Source organism: Burkholderia sp. 9775_39, from assembly GCF_015712225.1.
GTDB lineage: Bacteria > Pseudomonadota > Gammaproteobacteria > Burkholderiales > Burkholderiaceae > Burkholderia > Burkholderia cenocepacia.
Window position 1 is genome coordinate 138,154 of the sequence record NZ_JACCQC010000006.1, and the last position, 19,450, is coordinate 157,603.

The 19,450-nt window shown below is 67.5% G+C and carries 16 protein-coding genes and 1 tRNA gene; 10 read left to right on the plus strand and 7 right to left on the minus strand.

The genetic code is table 11. From position 1 onward, the window contains the following. The first annotated feature begins 209 nt into the window (after positions 1 to 209). The 7 genes from H0X90_RS10475 (at position 210) to H0X90_RS10505 (ending at position 8,566) form a co-directional block, all read left to right on the plus strand. Positions 210 to 902, plus strand: coding sequence for a VOC family protein (locus H0X90_RS10475; RefSeq protein ID WP_060266993.1), 693 nt, complete (start codon positions 210 to 212; stop codon positions 900 to 902). A gap of 54 nt (positions 903 to 956) precedes the next feature. After that, positions 957 to 1,865, plus strand: coding sequence for a DMT family transporter (locus H0X90_RS10480; protein WP_006497072.1), 909 nt, complete (start codon positions 957 to 959; stop codon positions 1,863 to 1,865). Positions 1,866 to 2,016: 151 nt separating this feature from the next. Beyond that, a complete protein-coding gene (locus H0X90_RS10485; RefSeq protein ID WP_006497073.1) occupies positions 2,017 to 3,198 on the plus strand; it encodes a PLP-dependent aminotransferase family protein in 1,182 nt (393 codons plus the stop codon). A 42-nt stretch (positions 3,199 to 3,240) separates the two neighbouring features. Further along, on the plus strand, positions 3,241 to 3,699 hold the full coding sequence (locus H0X90_RS10490) for a RidA family protein (protein ID WP_006478174.1): 459 nt from the start codon (positions 3,241 to 3,243) through the stop codon (positions 3,697 to 3,699). 13 nt (positions 3,700 to 3,712) lie between these two features. Then, the gene (locus H0X90_RS10495; protein ID WP_077188890.1) at positions 3,713 to 4,597 is read left to right on the plus strand and encodes a PhzF family phenazine biosynthesis protein; all 885 of its coding nucleotides are present in this window, start codon (positions 3,713 to 3,715) and stop codon (positions 4,595 to 4,597) included. Between the two features lie 216 nt (positions 4,598 to 4,813). Continuing rightward, a complete protein-coding gene (locus tag H0X90_RS10500; protein WP_006487653.1) occupies positions 4,814 to 7,153 on the plus strand; it encodes an EAL domain-containing protein in 2,340 nt (779 codons plus the stop codon). Between the two features lie 204 nt (positions 7,154 to 7,357). Beyond that, positions 7,358 to 8,566, plus strand: coding sequence for a chromate transporter (locus H0X90_RS10505; RefSeq protein WP_077188888.1), 1,209 nt, complete (start codon positions 7,358 to 7,360; stop codon positions 8,564 to 8,566). A gap of 45 nt (positions 8,567 to 8,611) precedes the next feature. Here H0X90_RS10505 and H0X90_RS10510 read toward each other — a convergent pair whose 3' ends face one another. Continuing rightward, positions 8,612 to 9,058, minus strand: coding sequence for a multidrug/biocide efflux PACE transporter (locus tag H0X90_RS10510; protein WP_034201481.1), 447 nt, complete (start codon positions 9,056 to 9,058; stop codon positions 8,612 to 8,614). Positions 9,059 to 9,170: 112 nt separating this feature from the next. Here H0X90_RS10510 and H0X90_RS10515 point away from each other — a divergent pair, with 112 nt between their 5' ends. Beyond that, positions 9,171 to 10,055, plus strand: coding sequence for a LysR family transcriptional regulator (locus tag H0X90_RS10515; RefSeq protein ID WP_006487670.1), 885 nt, complete (start codon positions 9,171 to 9,173; stop codon positions 10,053 to 10,055). Positions 10,056 to 10,108: 53 nt separating this feature from the next. Here H0X90_RS10515 and H0X90_RS10520 read toward each other — a convergent pair whose 3' ends face one another. The 5 genes from H0X90_RS10520 to H0X90_RS10540 all read right to left on the minus strand — a co-directional run bounded on the left by H0X90_RS10520 (position 10,109) and on the right by H0X90_RS10540 (position 18,043). Continuing rightward, positions 10,109 to 10,567: a CopD family protein gene (locus H0X90_RS10520; protein ID WP_006487629.1), complete on the minus strand. Its 459-nt coding sequence runs from the start codon at positions 10,565 to 10,567 to the stop codon at positions 10,109 to 10,111. Between the two features lie 261 nt (positions 10,568 to 10,828). Beyond that, positions 10,829 to 13,150 (minus strand): DNA topoisomerase IV subunit A, encoded by a 2,322-nt coding sequence (gene parC / locus H0X90_RS10525; RefSeq protein WP_006487625.1) that lies wholly within the window; start codon positions 13,148 to 13,150, stop codon positions 10,829 to 10,831. 69 nt (positions 13,151 to 13,219) lie between these two features. After that, complete coding sequence (parE, locus tag H0X90_RS10530) at positions 13,220 to 15,202, minus strand: DNA topoisomerase IV subunit B (RefSeq protein WP_077188887.1); 1,983 nt, start codon at positions 15,200 to 15,202, stop codon at positions 13,220 to 13,222. Between the two features lie 220 nt (positions 15,203 to 15,422). Next, positions 15,423 to 17,408 carry an ATP-binding cassette domain-containing protein gene (locus H0X90_RS10535; protein ID WP_171984060.1) on the minus strand — a complete coding sequence of 662 codons (1,986 nt, stop codon included), beginning with the start codon at positions 17,406 to 17,408 and terminating at the stop codon, positions 15,423 to 15,425. Between the two features lie 230 nt (positions 17,409 to 17,638). Continuing rightward, the gene (locus H0X90_RS10540; RefSeq protein ID WP_011694346.1) at positions 17,639 to 18,043 is read right to left on the minus strand and encodes a DUF4399 domain-containing protein; all 405 of its coding nucleotides are present in this window, start codon (positions 18,041 to 18,043) and stop codon (positions 17,639 to 17,641) included. A gap of 198 nt (positions 18,044 to 18,241) precedes the next feature. Here H0X90_RS10540 and H0X90_RS10545 point away from each other — a divergent pair, with 198 nt between their 5' ends. Continuing rightward, on the plus strand, positions 18,242 to 18,424 hold the full coding sequence (locus tag H0X90_RS10545; protein ID WP_006478164.1) for a rubredoxin: 183 nt from the start codon (positions 18,242 to 18,244) through the stop codon (positions 18,422 to 18,424). Positions 18,425 to 18,572: 148 nt separating this feature from the next. Then, a tRNA-Arg gene (locus H0X90_RS10550) sits at positions 18,573 to 18,647 on the plus strand. 41 nt (positions 18,648 to 18,688) lie between these two features. Here the strand turns inward: H0X90_RS10550 and H0X90_RS10555 are convergent. Beyond that, positions 18,689 to 19,405 carry an O-methyltransferase gene (locus H0X90_RS10555; protein ID WP_034201480.1) on the minus strand — a complete coding sequence of 239 codons (717 nt, stop codon included), beginning with the start codon at positions 19,403 to 19,405 and terminating at the stop codon, positions 18,689 to 18,691. Positions 19,406 to 19,450: the final 45 nt, after the last annotated feature.

Here is a 19,450-nt window from a genome sequence, read left to right on the forward strand (position 1 = left end):
CGAAGGCTATCGCGCCGATTGTACCGTTACTGTGCCGGTAGCGACGATTACAGTTGACCGGAATGGCGATCGTGCGGCCGCCGTTGCGGCCCCGCCGCACCCGGCGCTGCGCCCGCCGGCCCGCTTCGCCGCCGGTGCGCCGGCCGGTCCGGCCCCCGCCCGGCCCGCCGTCCGCCTACCATGACACTTTCGCTTCCCGACCGACGCTCATGCCAGCCCGCTCCCTGACACTCGACCATCTCGTGATTGCCGCGCGTACCCTCGACGAAGGCGTGCGCCATGTCGCCGACGCACTCGGCATCGAGCCGGCCGGCGGCGGCCGCCATCCGCTGATGCGGACCCACAATGCGCTGTTCGGCGCGTGGGGCGGGCTCTACCTCGAAGTGATCGCGATCGACCCCGATGCGCCCGCGCCGGACGACGGCGCGAAGCCGCCGCGCGCGCGGCTGTTCGGGCTCGACGATCCGGCGCTCCAGGCGCGGCTCGCGCAGGGCCCGTTTCTCGCGCACTGGGTGGCGCGCGTCGACCGTCCGCGCCAGCTTGCGTTGTGGCAGCGCCAGTACCCGGCGCGCATCGCGCCCGTCGTCGCGATGCGGCGCGGCGACCTGAGCTGGGGCCTCACGGTGCCCGACGACGGCAGCTTCCCCGCATGGCAAGGCGCCGGCGACGGCCTCGTGCCGTCGCTGATCCAGTGGGACAGCCCGCGTCATCCGGCCGAATCGCTGCCGGCCGACGGCGTCGCGCTGAAGGCGCTCAAGGGCGCCCACCCGCACGCGGATACGGTCCGCGAGCAACTCGACTGGCTCGGCGCCGCGCACCTGCTCGACCTCGAATCGACCGACGGTCCGCCGGCGCTGGCCGCCGAATTCGACACGCCGCACGGCGCACGCACGCTGCGCTGACCGCCCCGCCGCTTTCCCGACGACAACGACCTGCACGACGGAGACACCCACGACATGAATTCGCGCGAAACCCGGGGCATGCTGCTCGGCCTCATCGGCGTGATGATCTTCAGCCTGACGCTGCCGATGACGCGCATCGTCGTATCCGAGCTCAATCCGCTGCTCAACGGGCTCGGCCGCGCGCTCGCCGCCGCCGTGCCGGCCGGCCTGCTGCTGTGGTGGCGCCGCGAGCCGCTGCCGAGCCGCGCGCAACTGAAAAGCCTCGCGATCACGTCGGCCGGCGTGATCATCGCGTATCCGGTGTTCTCGGCCTGGGCGATGAAATCGGTGCCCGCCTCGCACGGCGCGGTGGTCAACGGCTTGCAGCCGCTGTTCGTCGCGCTGTATGCGGCCTGGCTGTCGCACGAACGGCCGTCGAAGGCGTTCTGGGCCAGCGCGGTGGCCGGCAGCGCGCTTGTGATCGCGTTCGCGCTGCGCGACGGCGGCGGCACCGTGCAGGCCGGCGACGCGCTGATGCTCGTCGCGGTCGGCATCGGCGCGCTCGGCTATGCGGAAGGCGCGCGCCTCGCGCGCCAGATCGGCGGCTGGCAGGTGATCTGCTGGGCGCTCGTCGTGTCGGCGCCGTTCCTCGTGCTGCCGGTCGGCTGGCTCGCGTGGATGCAGCACGCCGCGCATCCGGGCCCGCTCGCGCTGCGCACGTGGCTCGCGTTCGGCTACGTGACCCTCTTTTCGCAATTCATCGGCTTTTTCGCGTGGTATGCGGGGCTCGCGATGGGCGGCATCGCGCGGGTCGGCCAGGTGCAACTGCTGCAGATTTTCTTCACGATCGCCTTTTCCGCGCTGCTGTTCGGCGAAACGGTCACGTCGTCGACGTGGCTGTTCGCGGCCGCCGTGATCGCGACCGTGGTGCTCGGGCGCCGCTCGGCGGTCGCCACGGCCCCGCGTCCCGCTCGCGCCGGCTGAACAGCTGCGCCATAATGGACGTTTTGCCTGATCGGTTTGCCCACCCGGCCGCGAAGGCTTCATCGCGTTCGCGCTCGCCCACCCGGCGGCGTCGAAGCGATTCGCCCGAACGACCTTTCTTGACTGACCACGATATCCGAACGAGGAGACTATGAATCCGAGCGACCTGCATCCGCCGCACTGGCAGCTTTCCGAACGCGCCCGCAAGCTGACGAGCTCTGCGATCCGCGAGATCCTGAAGGTCACGGAACGCCCCGAGGTCATCTCGTTCGCCGGCGGCCTGCCCGCCCCCGCGACGTTCCCGGCGGAACGCATGCGCGCCGCCGCCGACCGCGTGCTGCGCGACGCGCCGGCCGCCGCGCTCCAGTACAGCGCGACCGAAGGCTACCTGCCGCTGCGCGAATGGATCGCCGAGCGCTACAGCGTGCGCGTGTCGCAGGTGCTGATCACGACCGGCTCGCAGCAAGCGCTCGACCTGCTCGGCAAGGCGCTGATCGACCCGAACAGCCCGATCCTCGTCGAAACGCCGACCTACCTCGGCGCGCTGCAATCGTTCTCGCTGTACGAGCCGCGCTACGTGCAGGTGCCGACCGACGAGCAGGGCCTGCTGCCGGAAGGCCTCACGCCCGGACTCACGCAAGGCGCGCGCCTGCTGTACGCGCAGCCGAACTTCCAGAACCCGACCGGCCGCCGCCTGCCCGTCGAGCGCCGCCGCGCGCTCGCCGCGTTCGCGCAGACGAGCCCGTTCCCGGTGCTGGAGGACGATCCGTACGGCGCGCTGAACTACCAGGGCGAGCCGCTGCCGACGATGCTGTCGATGGCGCCCGACCACGTCGTGCACCTCGGCACGTTCTCGAAGGTGCTCGCGCCGGGCCTGCGGATCGGCTACATCATCGCGCCCGAGGAACTCCACTTCAAGCTCGTGCAGGCCAAGCAGGCCACCGACCTGCACACGCCGACGCTCACGCAGCGCATCGCGCACGAAGTGATCAAGGACGGCTTCCTCGACGAGCACATCCCGACGATCCGCGCGCTCTACAGCGCGCAATGCGACGCGATGCTCGGCGCGCTCGCGCGCCACATGCCGGAAGGCGTCACGTGGAACCGCCCGGAAGGCGGGATGTTCATCTGGGTGAACCTGCCCGCGCAGATCGACAGCATGAAGCTGCTCGCCGCGGCCGTCGACAACCACGTCGCCTTCGTGCCGGGCGCGCCGTTCTTCGCGGAGAACGCGCAGCAGAACACGCTGCGCCTGTCGTTCGTGACGGTGCCGCCCGAGAAGATCGAGGAAGGCGTCGCGCGCCTCGGCAAGCTGCTGCGCGAGCGCCTCTGATCCCCTTTTTCCTGTCACGACTCTCTACGAGGAATCGAACACATGGCTAACGTCTACGACAAACTGAAATCGCTCGGCATCGAACTCCCGACCGCCGGCGCCCCGGCTGCCGCCTACGTGATGAGCGCGCAAAGCGGCAATACGGTCTACCTGTCGGGCCACATCGCGAAGAAGGACGGCAAGGTCTGGGCCGGCAAGCTCGGCGCGGATCTGCAAACGGAAGACGGCAAGGCCGCCGCCCGCTCGATCGCGATCGACCTGCTCGCGACGCTGCACGCGCACACCGGCGACCTGAACAAGGTCACGCGCATCGTCAAGCTGATGAGCCTCGTCAACTCGACGCTCGACTTCACCGAACAGCACGTCGTGACGAACGGCGCGTCGGAGCTGATCGCGGAAGTGTTCGGCGACGCGGGCAAGCATGCGCGCTCGGCATTCGGCGTCGCGCAGATCCCGCTCGGCGCGTGCGTCGAGATCGAACTGATCGCCGAAGTCGCGTAACGGGCGCATCGCGATGTCCGGCCGTCTCGTTCGTTTCAAGCAGGTCGACGTGTTCACGTCGGCGCCGTTCAAGGGCAATCCGCTTGCCGTGGTGTTCGACGCCGATTCGCTCGGCGACGACGCCATGCTCGAGATCGCCCGCTGGACGAACCTGTCGGAAACGACGTTTCTCTGCACGCCCACCGATCCGGAAGCCGACTATCGCGTGCGGATCTTCACGACGGGCGGCGAACTGCCGTTCGCCGGTCACCCGACGCTCGGCACCGCGCATGCGTTCCTCGAAAGCGGCGCGCGGCCGCGCACGCCGGGCCGGCTGATCCAGCAGTGCGGAGTCGGCCGGGTCGCGCTGCGCGAGCAGGCCGACGGCTGGGCGTTCGCCGCGCCGCCGGCACGCGTCACGCCGCTCGACCGTTCGGACTACGCGGTACTGGCCGCGTCGCTGCGCAGCGACGCGCTCGACCTCGATGCCGAGCCGTGCGCGGTCGACAACGGCGCGCCGTGGCTGGTCGTGCGGCTGAAGTCGGCCGATGCGTGCATCGGCCTGTCGCCCGATCTGGCCGCGCTGGCCGCGCTCACCCGGCGTTACGGCGTGGACGGCCTCGCCGCCTACGCGCCGCATGCCGAAGGCGGCCCCGCGACGTTCGAGATCCGCTGCCTGATGACGGGCGGCCAGTTCGGCACGCCCGGCGAGGACCCCGTCACCGGCAGCGCGAACGCCGCGCTGGCCGGACTGCTGACGCGCCAGGCACGCCGCCCCGGCCCGTCGTATACGGCCCGCCAGGGCACGGCGATCGGCCGCGACGGCCGCATCTTCGTCAGCTACGACGAAGACGGCACGACCTGGATCGGCGGCCGCGTCGTCACGGTCGTCGACGGCACGTTTCGGTCACCCGACTGACATTTCGCGATGTGCGATGGCGCCGGCTCGTCCGGCGCCCTACGCTTCACCCAACTATCGCAAAAACGTTCCAGCCAGTAATATCGGGCCTAATCCGTTGTTTCGGAGGTCTGTCCATGGTTGCGCGTCCCGCGAACGAACAGACGTCGGGACAATCCGAACCATAGCCGGCCATCCAGACGGATGGCGCACGCGAGCAGGACGCCGCCCTCTTCGATGAGCTCCGCCCGGTCCAACCACACGCCGCCGAACCGGCCGCTGCGCGCGCCGCGCAAATCGCGCCGGCGTGCGCTGTTTGCCATCCCGCTGCTCGGGATGCTGGCGCTCGCGCTGCTGTGGGCCGTGATCATCGCGCGTCTGTCCGTTGAAAAGGACAGCGCGTACAAGGAAGCGGCGGCCTCCGCGGCGATCCTGTCGTCCGCGCTCGAGCAGCATACGGTCAAGGCGATCCACCAGGTCGACCAGATCACCCGCTTCGTCAAGTTCGAATTCGAGAAATCGCCGGCGCGCTTCAATCTCGCGAGCGCCGTCGAGAAAGGCGTCGTGCCGAGCGACACGCTGATCCAGGTGTCGCTCGTCAACGCGAAGGGCATCCTGTTCGCGAACACCGCCGAACTCCATCCGCAGCCGATCAACCTGTCCGACCGCGAGCACTTCAAGGTCCACCTCGCGCACAACGATGATCGCCTGTTCATCAGCAAGCCGGTGCTCGGCCGCGTGTCGAGCCACTGGACGCTGCAGATGACGCGGCGCCTGAACAACCCGGACGGCAGCTTCGCGGGCATCGTCGTGGTGTCGGAAGACCCGAGCTACTTCACGAACGATTTCTACAACAACGCGGCCATCGGCAAGGAGGGCGTGATCGCGGTCGTGTCCGACACGGGCGCGGTGCTCGCGCGGCGCACGGGGTCGGTCAACAACGCGCCGGGCGCGTTTTCGGCCTCGGGCGTCTACCCGATCGCGGAGCGGGTGACCGGCACGATCATCGATCCGATCGACGGCGTGACGCGCATCGTGTCGTACCGCCACCTCGACGGCTACCCGCTCGCCGTGATGGTCGGGCTGTCGCAGACGGAAGAGTTCGCGGACTACACGCACACGCGCAACGTCTACCTGCTGATGACGAGCTTCATCACGCTCGCGATGCTCGCGTTCTTCGGCGTCGCGACGGGCCTGATCGGCAAGCTGCTCGGCCGCGAGCGCGAAATGACGCAGCTCGCCGAATACGACCTGCTCACCGGCCTCGCGAACCGCTATGCGACGCTGCGCGGGCTGCGCAACGACGTGTCGATGCCCGCGAGCCTGTCGCGGCTCGGCCTGCTGTTCATCGATCTCGACAACTTCAAGACCGTCAACGACACGCTCGGCCACAACGCCGGCGACATCGTGCTGCAGATGACCGCATCGCGCCTCGCCGACGCGGTCGACGACGAAGGCTCGCTCGCGCGCATCGGCGGCGACGAGTTCGTGGTCGTGATGAAGGGCGACGACGTCGAGCGGCGCGCGGTGCGGCTCGCGGAAGCGATCATCCGGATGTTCAGCGAGCCGTTCGACGTACGCGGCAGCTCGTTCGTGCTGCATGCGAGCATCGGCATCGCGCTGCACACCGTCGCGAACGAAAGCGAGATCGACCTGCTGAAAAAGGCCGACCTCGCGATGTACAGCGCGAAGGACGCCGGCAAGAACTGCTACCAGTTCTATGCGCCGCACCTGTCGCACCGCGCCGACCACCTGATGCGCTGGGAGCAGCAGTTGCGCGTCGCGCTCGCCGAGGGGCAGCTGTTCCTCGCGTACCAGCCGAAGATCGACCTCACGCACCGTACGATCACCGGCTTCGAGGCGCTGGCACGCTGGGATCACCCCGAGCACGGCGTCATCTCCGCGAACGAATTCATTTCGATCGCCGAATCGACCGGCCTGATCGTGCCGATCGGCGACTTCGTGATCCGCACCGCGTGCGAGCAGATCGCGCGCTGGCGCGACGAAGGCCACGACACGCTGACGCTCGCGGTCAACATCTCGCCCGTGCAGTTCTGGCGCGGCGACCTGATCGAGACGATCTCGCAGGCGCTGCAGGACACCGGCATCGACGCGAACCGGCTCGAGATCGAGATCACCGAAACCGCGATGATGGAATATCCGGAGCTCGTGTCCGAAAAGATCGTCGCGCTGAAAAAGCTCGGCATCCGGATCGCGCTCGACGATTTCGGCACCGGCTATTCGTCGCTGTCGTACCTGCACCGCTTCTCCGTCGACACGCTGAAGGTCGACCGCTCGTTCGTGCAGGCGATCCCGAACGATCGCAGCGTGTGCGTGATGGTGTCGTCGATCGTGCATCTCGCGCGCTCGCTCGGGCTGACCGTCGTCGTCGAGGGCACGGAGACCGAGGAGCAGATCACGTGGCTGTCCGCGCTCGGCGAAATCGAGGCGCAGGGCTTCCTGTTCTCGCGCCCGGTGCCGGCCGACGCGATTCCCGCGCTGATCGCACGCTTCGGCGTGCGCGGCGATCGTCCGAACGTCGTCGCGCATCGCGCGACCGGCAGCACCGGCGCCTGAACAGCCGCACCGCTGCTGCCGCGGCGCGCGTTGCGCACCGCCGCAATTGTTTCGTGTTCCGATCCGATCGTTTAGTTCATTAACTGGTGTTTTCGCGCATGGCAGTGTCATGATGCGCGGCGGACAATCGGGAGGGCCGACGTGTCGGCGGGCCGCCGGCACGGCCCTACGCGAGAGATCCGGCCCTGCGCCAACCACACAATCATGACAACCGTCGAAGTCGAAGCGACCACGCGTGTCGAAGAGGCACCCGCATCCCTGTGGGCCTTGTTCAAGGTCGTCGCCAGCATTTCGGCCGTCTCGTGGGGCGGGCTTTCGATGATGGCGCAACTCGAACGCCATTACGTGGAGCGGCTGCAGCGCATCGAGCCGCACGTTTTCGGCGATCTCGTCGCGCTCGCGTGGCTCGTACCGGGCCCCGTCGGCTGCAACGTTGCCGTGCAGGTCGGGCAGACGCTGCACGGCCGTGCCGGCGCATGGGTCGCCGGCATGGCGAGCGTGCTGCCGTTCTCGATCCTGATGACGCTGTTCGCGATCTTCTATCAGACGCCGCTCGTGCGCTCGCTTGCCGCGCCGATGCTGATCAATCACTTCGGGATGGTGCTCGCCGCGCTGATCGGCGTCACGTGGGTCAAGCAGTTGCGCTCGCTCGCGCGCACGCGGCTCGAACAGGCGATCGCCGCGCTCTCGACGATTCTGCTCGCTTTCGCGCATAGTCCGGCCGCTTTCGTCGGGATTCTGTTCGCCGCGTTTGCAGCGGGCTGGCTGACGGGGCCGCCGCAACGCGACGCGGTCGATTTCACGCTGTCGAAGCGCGACCGCAGCCTGCTCGTGCTGCTCGGCGTGCTGGTGCTGCTGTTCGCGGTGCCGTTGCCCGGCGATTACCAGGCGCAATTGCTGTGGCCGCGGCTCGCGGGCGCCGGCATGACGCTGTTCGGCGGCGGCTTCTCCGCGCTGCCGGTGCTCAAGACGCTGTTCGTCTCGCCGGCGACCGGCATCTCCGATCACGACTTCACGCTGGCGTTCGCGCTGTCGCCGGTCGCGCCGGGGCCTTTGCTGAACGTGGTGCCGTTTCTCGGCTACCTGACCGACGGCTGGGTCGGCGCGCTGCTCGCCACCGCCGCGCTGTTCATTCCGTCGGGATGCCTCGTCGTGTTCGCGCAGAACCACCTGCTCCGGCTCAAGCGCCATTCGCGCTTCGAGCACGGGATGCGCCTGCTGCGCGCGGCGACGACGGGCTTTCTCGTGGTCGCCGTCGTCAAGATCCTGCATCGCGAACCGGCCGACCCGGTTTACTGGCTGACGGGCGCCTTCGCGACGCTGTGCTTCACGCGCTTCAAGGTGCCCGTTTATGCCGTATACGGCGCGGTCGCCGTGGCCTGCAGCGTGTGGCTGTGGGCCGCCGCGCACTGACGGGCGGCGGCCGTCGCGCTGCCCGGCCGGGTTCGCCTCACCGGCTCAACCGGCCCGCATCGCGACCCGGCGTGCCATCCAGCGGGCGCGCAGCGCGTCGTACGCGAGGTTGAAGCAGAACGTGTAAGGCAGGAAGAACAGCACGATGCCCAGGTCGAGCAGCAGCGCCTCGACGAGGCTCACGTTCAGCCACCACGCGGCCACCGGCACCACCATCGCGACGAGGCCGAGCTCGAACATCACCGCATGCGCGATCCGCATGCCGAGCGTGCGCGACAACCCGGCCCGCCGCTCGAAGCGGTCGAACAGCGCGTTGAAGGTCATGTTCCACGCCATCGCGATCAGCGACACCATCACCGTCAGCACGCCGACGTGCGACACCGGCATGTCGAGCAGCCACGCGCCGATCGGCGCGCACAGCGCGATCGCCACCAGTTCGAACGTCAGCGCGTGCAGCAGGCGCTCCGTCACCGTTTTGTTGATCTGTTTCATGATTCGCTCCAATGCGTTACCTGATCCATGGCGGCCATTTTGATCGGCAATACCGTATGAATCCAGTTTGATATCATCGTTTTTACCGATATATCACCGCCTGGAGCACTGCATGCACCACGCCCCCGAAGCCCTGCTCGCATTCGCCGAAGCGGCGCTGCTCGGCTCGTTCACGGCCGCCGCGCGCAAGCTCGGCAAGCGCCAGTCGACCGTGTCGGAAGCGATTGCGAACCTCGAAATCGATCTGGGCGTGCAGTTGTTCGATCGCTCGACGCGCACGCCGACGCTCACCGACGCCGGCCGCGCGCTGCTGCCGCAGGTGCAGCGCGCGCTCGAGGCCAGCGCGGCGATCGACCGCACGGCCGCCCGGCTCGCCCACGGCGAGGAAGCGCGGCTCACGCTCGTCGTCTCCGATACGTACCAGTCGAAGCGCTACGAAGAGACGCTGATGGCGCTCGAACGGCGCTTTCCGGCGCTCGAGCTCGAATGCCAGATCGCCGAGCACGACGACGTGCTCGACCTGATCCAGCAAGGCCGCGCGCAACTCGGGCTGATGGCCGCGCGCGCGGCCTACCCGGCCGATATCGGCGCGGCGACGGTGGCGGAGGAATCGGAGATCGGACTGTTCGTCGGCCGCACGCACGTGCTTGCCGAATACGGCGACGCCGAGGTGCCGCACGCGGCGCTGCGCGACGTGCGCGAACTGCGCCTCAATACCTACGTGAAGACGGAAGGTCGCGGCACCGACGACCGGATCGTCGTCGGCACGCAGCACTGGCTGGCGCCGAGCTACCTGATGCTGCTGGAGATGGCGGTGCTGGGGTTCGGCTGGGCGGAACTGCCGCGCTGGATGGTCGAGCACTTCGCGCGCGACCGCCTGTGCGAGCTGCGCTCGCGCGGCTGGCCGCGCCGCGTGCGGGTGGATGCGGTGTGGTCGCGCAACCGGCCGCTGGGGCCGGCCGGTTCATGGCTGCTCGACGCGATGCTGGCCGCGTAGCGACGCGTGCCGCCAGGCCCGCGGCGACCCGGCAACGGCCGGACGCCGGCCGGTCAGAAACCGCGCGACAGCACGGCCGCGCCGATCGTGACGACGCCGAGCACGAGATTCACGACGACGAGCAGGCGCACCGCGTTCACCGCGCGCGCGCCGTCCGGCCAGTTCTGCGCCTGCACCGCACGGCGAATGCGCGGGAACAGCGCGAAGCGGATGTGCCCGAAGATCAGCATCATCACGACGCCGAGCCCGGCCATCGCATGCAGCGACCACGTCGCATGTGCGCCGCCGAAGCTCGTCAGCAGGAAACCGCCGGACAGCAGGATCACGATCACGGCCCCCGACACCCAGTTGAAGAAGCGGCCGAACACGCCTTCGATCAGCGGCAACCGCAACTGCGGCGACAGGTCGGACAGCGCCGGGCGCAGGCAGAAGTGCGCGAAGACCATCCCGCCCACCCACACGGCGACGGCCAGCAGGTGAAGAAACAGCGCGACGGCAACGGCGTGGGACATGGCGACGATCCTGTATGAGGGGGGCAGCGAACGGCCGCGTCGCGCGCGGCATCAAGCGACGTTCGACCAGCCAGTCGCGTCGCGGTTCAGACCCTCGGCGCGATTTCACACTATTTTGCAAATTCCGCGTGACAGCGCCACGCTTGCTTACCCGAATCTCCGCGTCAAAAAAGAAAAAGCCGCACGGCCGCCGAAGCGGACGTGCGGCCTTCGATCGCGGCCGAACCGTCGAACCGGACGATCCGGACGCCCCGCGCGGCGTCAGCCGAGCAGCGGGCGCAGCTCGTTGACGACCTTGAGCTTCGTCTCCGGCGTGCGGCCCTTGCGTGCGCGCTTGCCGATGTGCGGCGCGAGCCCGGCGTACGACAGCGTGTCGTCCTGCGCCTTGCCGCCGCGGCCGGTGCCGATCAGCACGACGCCGGCCGGATCGATCGCCAGCGCCTGCACGAGCGTTTCCTTGTCGTCGAGCGCCATCAGGATCACGCCGCGGCCGCCGCCGGACAGCGTCTTCATCTCGTCCATCCCGAACACCAGCAAGCGCCCGCCGCTCGACAGGCACGCGACCTGCGTCGCGTTCGGCAGCACCGGCATCGGCGCGAGCGGCACCGCGCCCGCATCGATCGTCATGAAGGACTTGCCGGCCTTCACGCGGCTCACCATGTCGCCGACCTTCGCGAGGAAGCCGAAGCCGTTGCTCGACGCGAGCAGCAACTGCTGGTCGGCCGGCGCCGCGTAGTAGTGCATCAGGTGCGAGCCCGATTCGAGCTCGATCAGCGACGTGACCGGCACGCCGTCGCCGCGCCCGCCCGGCAGCACCGACACGTCGACCGAATACACGCGACCGCTGCTGCCCCATGCGATCAGGCGATCCGGCGTGCGGCACTGGAACGCCGCGTACAGGTGGTCGCCTGCCTTGAACGTGAAGCCGGCCGGGTCGAGCCCGTGGCCCTTCAGCGCGCGCACCCAGCCCTTCTGCGACACGACGACCGTCACCGGCTCGTCGACCACCTTCGCCTCGAACGTCGCGCGCTTTTCCTGCTGGATCAGCGTGCGGCGATCGTCGCCGTACTGCTTCGCGTCGGCCTCGATCTCCTTGATCATCAGCCGCTTCATCGCGCTGTCGTTGGCGAGCAGCTCCTCGAGCTTCGCCTTCTCATCGCGCAGCGCTTCGAGTTCCTTCTCGATCTTGATCTTCTCGAGCCGCGCGAGCTGGCGCAGGCGGATTTCGAGAATGTCCTCGGCCTGCCGCTCGCTGAGGCCGAACGCGCTCATCAGCGCGGCCTTCGGCTCGTCCGACTCGCGGATGATGCGGATCACCTCGTCGATGTTCAGGAAGACGATCATCCGCCCTTCGAGGATGTGGATGCGGTCGTCGACCTTCGCGAGACGATGGCGGCAACGGCGCGTCATCGTCAGCTGGCGGAACTTCACCCATTCGTCGAGGATCGTCAGCAGGCCCTTCTGACCCGGCCGGCCATCCGCGCCGATCATCACGAGATTCAGCGTCGCGTTCGATTCGAGGCTCGTGTACGCGAGCAGCGTGTTCACGAATTCCGTCTGGTCGATCGTGCGCGACTTCGGCTCGAACACGAGCCGCACCGCCGCTTCCTTGCCCGACTCGTCGCGCACTGCGTCGAGCAGGTCGAGCATCGCCTTCTTCGTGTTGAGCTGCTCGGGCGTCAGCGTCTTCTTGCCGAGCTTGAGCTTCGGGTTGGTCAGTTCCTCGATTTCCTCGAGCACCTTCTGGCCCGACGTGTTCGGCGGCAGTTCGGTCACGACGAGCTGCCACTGGCCGCGCGCGAGATCCTCGATCTTCCACTTCGCGCGCACCTTCAGGCTGCCGCGCCCCGTTTCGTACGCCGCCGAGATTTCGGTGTCGCTCGAGATGATCTGGCCGCCGCCGGGGAAATCCGGGCCGGGAATCAAGCTCATCAGCTCCGCGTGCGTGAGCTTCGGATTGCGGATCAGCGCGACCGCCGCGGCCGCGACTTCGCGCAGGTTGTGCGACGGGATTTCGGTCGCGAGGCCGACCGCGATGCCCGACGCGCCGTTCAGCAGCACGAACGGCATGCGGCTCGGCAGCGTCTTCGGCTCCTCGAACGAGCCGTCGTAGTTCGGCATGAAGTCGACCGTGCCTTGGTCGATCTCGTCGAGCAGCAGCTTCGCGATCGGCGTGAGGCGCGCTTCCGTGTAACGCATCGCCGCCGCGCCGTCGCCGTCACGCGAGCCGAAGTTGCCCTGCCCGTCGATCAGCGGGTAGCGCAGCGAGAAATCCTGCGCGAGCCGCACGAGCGCGTCATACGCCGACTGGTCGCCGTGCGGATGGTATTTACCGAGCACGTCGCCGACCACGCGCGCCGACTTCACCGGCTTCGCGTCCGGGCCAAGACCCATTTCGTTCATCGCGAACAGGATCCGGCGCTGCACCGGCTTCTGGCCGTCGCACACGTCGGGCAGCGCGCGGCTCTTCACGACGCTGACCGCGTAGCTGAGATACGCCTGCTCCGCGTAATTGCCGAGCGTCAGCGCTTCGGCATCCGGTGCATCGGACCCGGCAAAGAGATCGGAAGTATTGTCGTCCATCTGAATTCCGTATTCGTAAGTGGCGTGAGGCCGGGCCGGGCGTCATGCCCGGCCGCGCGGATGCTCCGCTTAAATGTCCGCTTCGACGTCGTTGCCCTTTTCCTCGAGCCAGCCGCGCCGCGCGGCTGCCTCGCCCTTGCCCATCAGCATCGTCATCCGTGCGACGGTCGCCTCGTAGTCGAGCTCGCCGAGCTTCACCGGCATCAGGCGGCGCGTGTCGGGGTTCATCGTCGTGTCCCACAACTGCTCGGCGCTCATTTCGCCGAGGCCCTTGAAGCGGCTGATGCTCCACTGCGTGTCGCGCACGCCGTCCTTGCGCAGCTTGTCGAGGATCGCCTCGAGCTCGCCGTCGTCGAGCGCATAGAGCTTCTGTGCGGGCTTCTTGCCGCGCGCGGGCGCATCGACGCGGAACAGCGGCGGGCGCGCGACGTACACGTGGCCGCGCTCGATCAGCTGCGGGAAATGCTTGAAGAACAGCGTGAGCAGCAGCACCTGGATGTGCGAGCCGTCGACGTCCGCGTCCGACAGGATGCAGATCTTGCCGTAGCGCAGGTTCGACAGGTCGACGCCGTCGTCCGGGCTGTGCGGATCGACGCCGATCGCGACCGAGATGTCGTGCACCTCGTTGTTCGCGAACAGGCGGTCCCGCTCGGTTTCCCACGTGTTCAGCACCTTGCCGCGCAGCGGCAGGATCGCCTGGTATTCCTTGTCGCGGCCCATCTTCGCGGAGCCGCCCGCCGAGTCGCCCTCGACGAGGAACAGTTCGTTGCGCGCGATATCTTCGGTCTCGCAGTCCGTCAGCTTGCCGGGCAGCACCGCGACGCCCGAGCTCTTGCGCTTCTCGACCTTCTGGCCCGCGCGCGTGCGCGCCTGCGCCTGCTTGATCACGAGTTCGGCGAGCTTCTTGCCGTGCTCGACGTGCTGGTTCAGCCACAGTTCGAGCGCCGGACGCGAGAACGACGACACGAGCTTCACCGCGTCGCGGCTGTTCAGCCGCTCCTTGATCTGCCCCTGGAACTGCGGATCGAGCACCTTCGCGGACAGCACGAACGACACGCGCGCGAACACGTCTTCCGCGAGCAGCTTCACGCCCTTCGGCTGCAGGTTGTGCAGCTCGACGAAGCTCTTCACCGCCTGGTAGAGACCGTCGCGCAGGCCCGACTCGTGCGTGCCGCCGGCCGGCGTCGGAATCAGGTTCACGTACGACTCGCGCACGAGCGAACCTTCCTCGCTCCATGCGACGACCCACGACGCGCCTTCGCCCTCGGCGAAGGTTTCGTCGGTCGAACGCGAATCGGCGAAACGCTCGCCTTCGAACAGCGGGATCAGCAGCTCGCTGCCGTTCATTTCGTCGAGCAGGTAGCCGCGCAGGCCGTCTTCGTACTTCCACGTCTGGCGCTCGCCCGTCTTTTCGTTGACGAGCACGACCTCGACGCCCGGCAACAGCACCGCCTTCGAGCGCAGCAGGCGCTGCAGCTCGCCGAGCGGCAGGTTCGGCGAATCGAAGTACTTCGGATTCGGCCACACCTGCACGCGCGTGCCGGATTTCTTCTCGCCGCGGCCCGCGCCTTGCGTGGACAGCGGCTTCACGACGTCGCCGTCGGCGAAGCCGAGTTCGGCGATCTTGCCGTCGCGCCACACCGTCACGTCGAGTCGCGTCGCGAGTGCGTTCGTCACCGATACGCCGACGCCGTGCAGGCCGCCCGAGAACGTATACGCGCCGCCCGCGGCCTTGTCGAACTTGCCGCCCGCATGCAGGCGCGTGAACACGATCTCGACGACCGGCACGCCTTCTTCGGGGTGCATGCCGAACGGGATGCCGCGGCCGTCGTCCTCGACCGAGACCGACTGGTCGGCGTGCAGCGTGACCGTGATCTGCTTGCCGTAGCCGCCGAGCGCCTCGTCGGACGCGTTGTCGATGACTTCCTGGATGATGTGCAGCGGATTCTCGGTACGGGTGTACATGCCGGGCCGCTGCTTGACCGGCTCGAGACCCTTGAGCACCTTGATCGATGCTTCGCTATAGGCCGCGCTGGGTTTCTTCGTTGACATAGGCGCTGAATTTCGTCATTCATCGGGACGTTGTCCACACCTCGTGTGGATAACGTCGTGGACAAAACGTTGAGTTCCGTAAAAAAGCGAATCGAAACAACGGTGTGCTTGGACTGCTCCGAAAGCGGGCGCGCGGCGTGCGCTGCGCGCCCCTGAACGCGCGGTATTTTACTGGTTCCGCGTGGCGCGCCAATCGCGGGATCGGCGCGCGCCGCACGCGTCACACCGGCTTGCGCTTCGCCTCGAGCGTTTCCCACCGTTCGAGCGCGGCGAGCAATTCGTCGTCGATCGCCGCGAACCGCTCGGTCAGGCGCGTGCCTTCCTGCGGGTCCTTCGCGAAAATGGAGCCGTCCTCGAGTTGTGCATTGATCGTCTTCTGCTCGGCTTCGAGCGCGGCGATCTTCTCCGGCAGCGAATCGAGCTCGCGCTGCTCGTTGAACGACAGCTTCACCGTGCGCTGCGCGTTGCGGCCGGCCGCGCTCTTCGCCGGCTCGTCCTTCGCGGGCGCCGCTTCCTTGACCGCGCGCTTCGCCGCTTCCTGCTGCGCGAGCTGCTCCGAGCGCTCGCTCTGGATCTGCCAGTCGGTGAAGCCGCCGACATATTCGCGCCACTTGCCGTCGCCCTCCGCCGCGATCACGGACGTCACGACGTTGTCGAGGAACGCGCGATCGTGGCTGACGAGCAGCACCGTGCCGTCGTAGTCGGCCAGCAGCTCTTCGAGCAGTTCGAGCGTCGGGATGTCGAGGTCGTTGGTCGGTTCGTCGAGCACCAGCACGTTGGCCGGGCGCGCGAACAGGCGCGCGAGCAGCAGCCGGTTGCGCTCGCCGCCGGACAGCGACTTCACCGGCGAACGCGCGCGTTCCGGCGCGAACAGGAAATCGCCGAGATAGCTCATCACGTGCTTGCGCACGCCGCCGATCTCGACCCATTCGCTGCCGGGGCTGATCGTATCCGCGAGGCTCTTCTCCTGGTCGAGCTGCGCGCGCATCTGGTCGAAATACGCGACCTGCAGGTTCGTGCCGGTGCGCACCGTGCCTTCATCGGGCTTCAGGTCGCCGAGGATCAGTTTCAGCAACGTGGTCTTGCCGGCGCCGTTCGGGCCGACGAAGCCGATCTTGTCGCCGCGCATGACCGTCGTCGAGAAGCGGTCGACCACCGTGCGGCCGCCGTAACGCTTCGTCACGTCGGTCAGCTCCGCGACGATCTTGCCGGACTTCTCGCCCTGCGCGACGTCCAGCTTCACGTTGCCCTGCGCATTGCGGCGCTCCGCGCGCTCGTTGCGCATCTGCACGAGCCGTGCGATGCGGCCGACGCTGCGCGTACGGCGCGCTTCGACGCCCTTGCGGATCCACACTTCTTCCTGCGCGAGCAGCTTGTCGAACTTCTCGTTCTCCACGCGCTCGACTTCGAGCTGCTGCGCCTTGCGCGTCTGGTACGCGGAAAAATTGCCCGGGTACGACAGCAGCCGGCCGCGATCGAGCTCGACGATGCGCGTCGCGACGCGGTCGAGGAATGCGCGATCGTGGGTGATGAACAGCAGGCCCGCGCGCTGCGCGACGAGCAGCTCTTCCAGCCAGCGGATGCCGTCGAAGTCGAGGTGGTTGGTCGGCTCGTCGAGCAGCAGCACGTCGGGCTGCAGCACCAGCGCGCGCGCCAGCGCGACGCGCTTCTGCATCCCGCCCGACAGCGCGTCGACGCTTGCGTCGACGTCCTGCAGGCCGATCTGCGCCAGCGTCATCGACACGCGCGTACGCCAGTTCCACGCGTCGTGCGCGTCCAGCGACGACTGCAGCGCGTTCATCCGCGCGAGCAGTGCATCGTGCTCGGCGCCTTCCGGGATCTCCGCGAGGCGGTGCGCGATCGAATCGTATTCTTCGAGCAGTTCGCGCGTATGCGCGAGCCCTGACGCGACCGCGTCGAACACCGTCGCGCCCGGCTCGAATTCGGGCTCCTGCGGCACGTAGACCGTCACGAGCTCCTGCTGGCGCGTGACCAGCCCGTCGTCGGGCTTCGCGAGATCGGCGACGATCTTCAGCAACGACGACTTGCCCGCGCCGTTGCGGCCGATCAGGCCGACCCGCTCGCCAGCTTCCAGCGAGAAATCCGCGTGATCGAGCAACGCGACGTGACCGAACGCGAGCTGCGCGCCGGTAATGGAATAGAGCGACATGGGGAGACGGCGAAGAGAGAAATCGGAAGCGCCCATTGTACCGGGCGCGCGGGCCGGTATCGGCTTGGCTGGATGGACGAGCGCCGCAGGTTGCGCCTGAAGTGCGTCGGCGCGGGGCCGTGAGCGGGTTGCGGGCGGTTTTTCGCTTTGGTGCCAGTCGCCGTTTACGTGCCCGCGTAAACGGCCGAACGCCGGCCGGATGCCCGCGGCCGGCCGATCGGTCGATCCCGTGCGCGGCGCGGCGAGCGCCGGCGCGGGACGTGCGGTTATTTCACGTTGATCGTGATCGTCGAGCTCAGTTCGGGACCGTACGAACGGTGCGCGCCGTCACCGAGCTGCAGCGTCAGCGTGTGCTGGCCAGGCGGCAGCTTCACGTCGGTTTCGGTCTGGGCCTTGCCGAAATGCAGCGAATGGTCGGTCGCCGGGATCACGTCGCCCTTCGGCACCGGCTTGCCGTCGATCAGCAGATGATGATGACCGGTATCCGGGGTCATGTCGCCGGCCGGCTTGAGCGCCATGCCTTCGAGACCGAACTTCACGTGCACGGGGCTCGACACCGTCGCGCCGTCCTGCGGCTCGACGAAGAACACACGCGCTTCGGCGCGCGCGAGCGTCGATACGGCCAGCGCCGCGACACAGACTGCACCCGCGATCCACTTTCTGTTGAGCATCGTTTCCTCCTTCAGATTGACAGGCTCACGAAGCATACACTGCATGCCCGACCGACGCGACGGCGCCGGTTGTTCGCGATGCGTACGTTTAAAACGACGTTGCGCAGGCGTTCGGCGAAATTCCGGTACCATTGCGCCTTTCGTCCGCCGGCCAGGCTGCGGACGGCATCGCCGAATTTTCATTATCCCGAGCGCAACATGAGCGAAGTAACCGAATACCAGAGCTGGGTCTGCCTGATTTGCGGGTGGGTCTACAACGAAGCGGAAGGGCTGCCCGACGAAGGCATTCCGGCCGGCACGCGTTTCGCCGACATTCCGGCGGACTGGCGCTGCCCGCTGTGCGACGTGGGCAAGGAAGATTTCGTCGTCGTCGATTTCTGATTTTCCGTTTCGATCGCGGTTGATTACGCGATACGCGCGTCGCGGGGGCATTCCGCCCCGCCGACGCGCCGCGCGTTTGCTATACTCTGCGCGCTGTCCACACCGCCGTCCGGTTCGCCTTCTTTTGCGCGAATGCCCGGATATGGCTCTCCCCGTAGTTCAATGGATAGAACAAGCGCCTCCTAAGCGCTAGATACAGGTTCGATTCCTGTCGGGGGGACCAGACAAGCTCCATGCCTCCCCGGATTCACAAGAACTCCCCGCTCAAGCAACGACAACCGTAAACTCGACCCCCGACTCAAAATCCAGCGTCGTAGTCGAAAACCGCGGCTCCTCGTCGAGGTATTGCTTGTACGGTCGCACGGCGTCCTCGGCCGTGTACATGTTGTCGGCCAGCACGACCGATCCGGGCCGCAGCAGGCGCTCGATCTGCTTGAACAGCTTCAGATAGGCGTCGGCCCAGACGTCGATAAACACCATGTCGACAGTCCCGTCCAGTCCGGCAACCGTGTCGAACACATCGCCCTCCCGCACGTCGACATAGGCCTCCAGGCCCGCAGTTTCGACGTGGTCGCGCAAACGCGCGCATTTGAGCGCATCGCCTTCGGTCGCGATGACCACACCACGGCCCAACGTCCGCAGCGCGTCGGCGAAATACAGGGTCGACACACCGCAGGAACTGCCGAGTTCGAGAATTCTGGTCGGCCGTTGCGCGAGCACCATGTTGCGCAAGAACCTTCCCGTTTCCGCCGACACGGCCAACGATAGCGCACTGCCCGCCGACGACTCGAAATCTTCGGTGAACAGGCCGAACGTCTCGAGAAAACGCCCCCTCAACCGAGGGGCGAGTGCTTCGTATTCGTCGACGAGCGTCGGAAACGCCTCGTTCGGCCCCTGGAACTGCGCGCGGGCGCGGGCGATGATTTCGCGCTGGCTCTCTTCATGAAGCCGTTGCAAAAGAGCGTGGGTGGTAGAAACCAAGTGCGTTCCTTGATGAGTTTGATCACGTAGACGGCGTATCCAGCG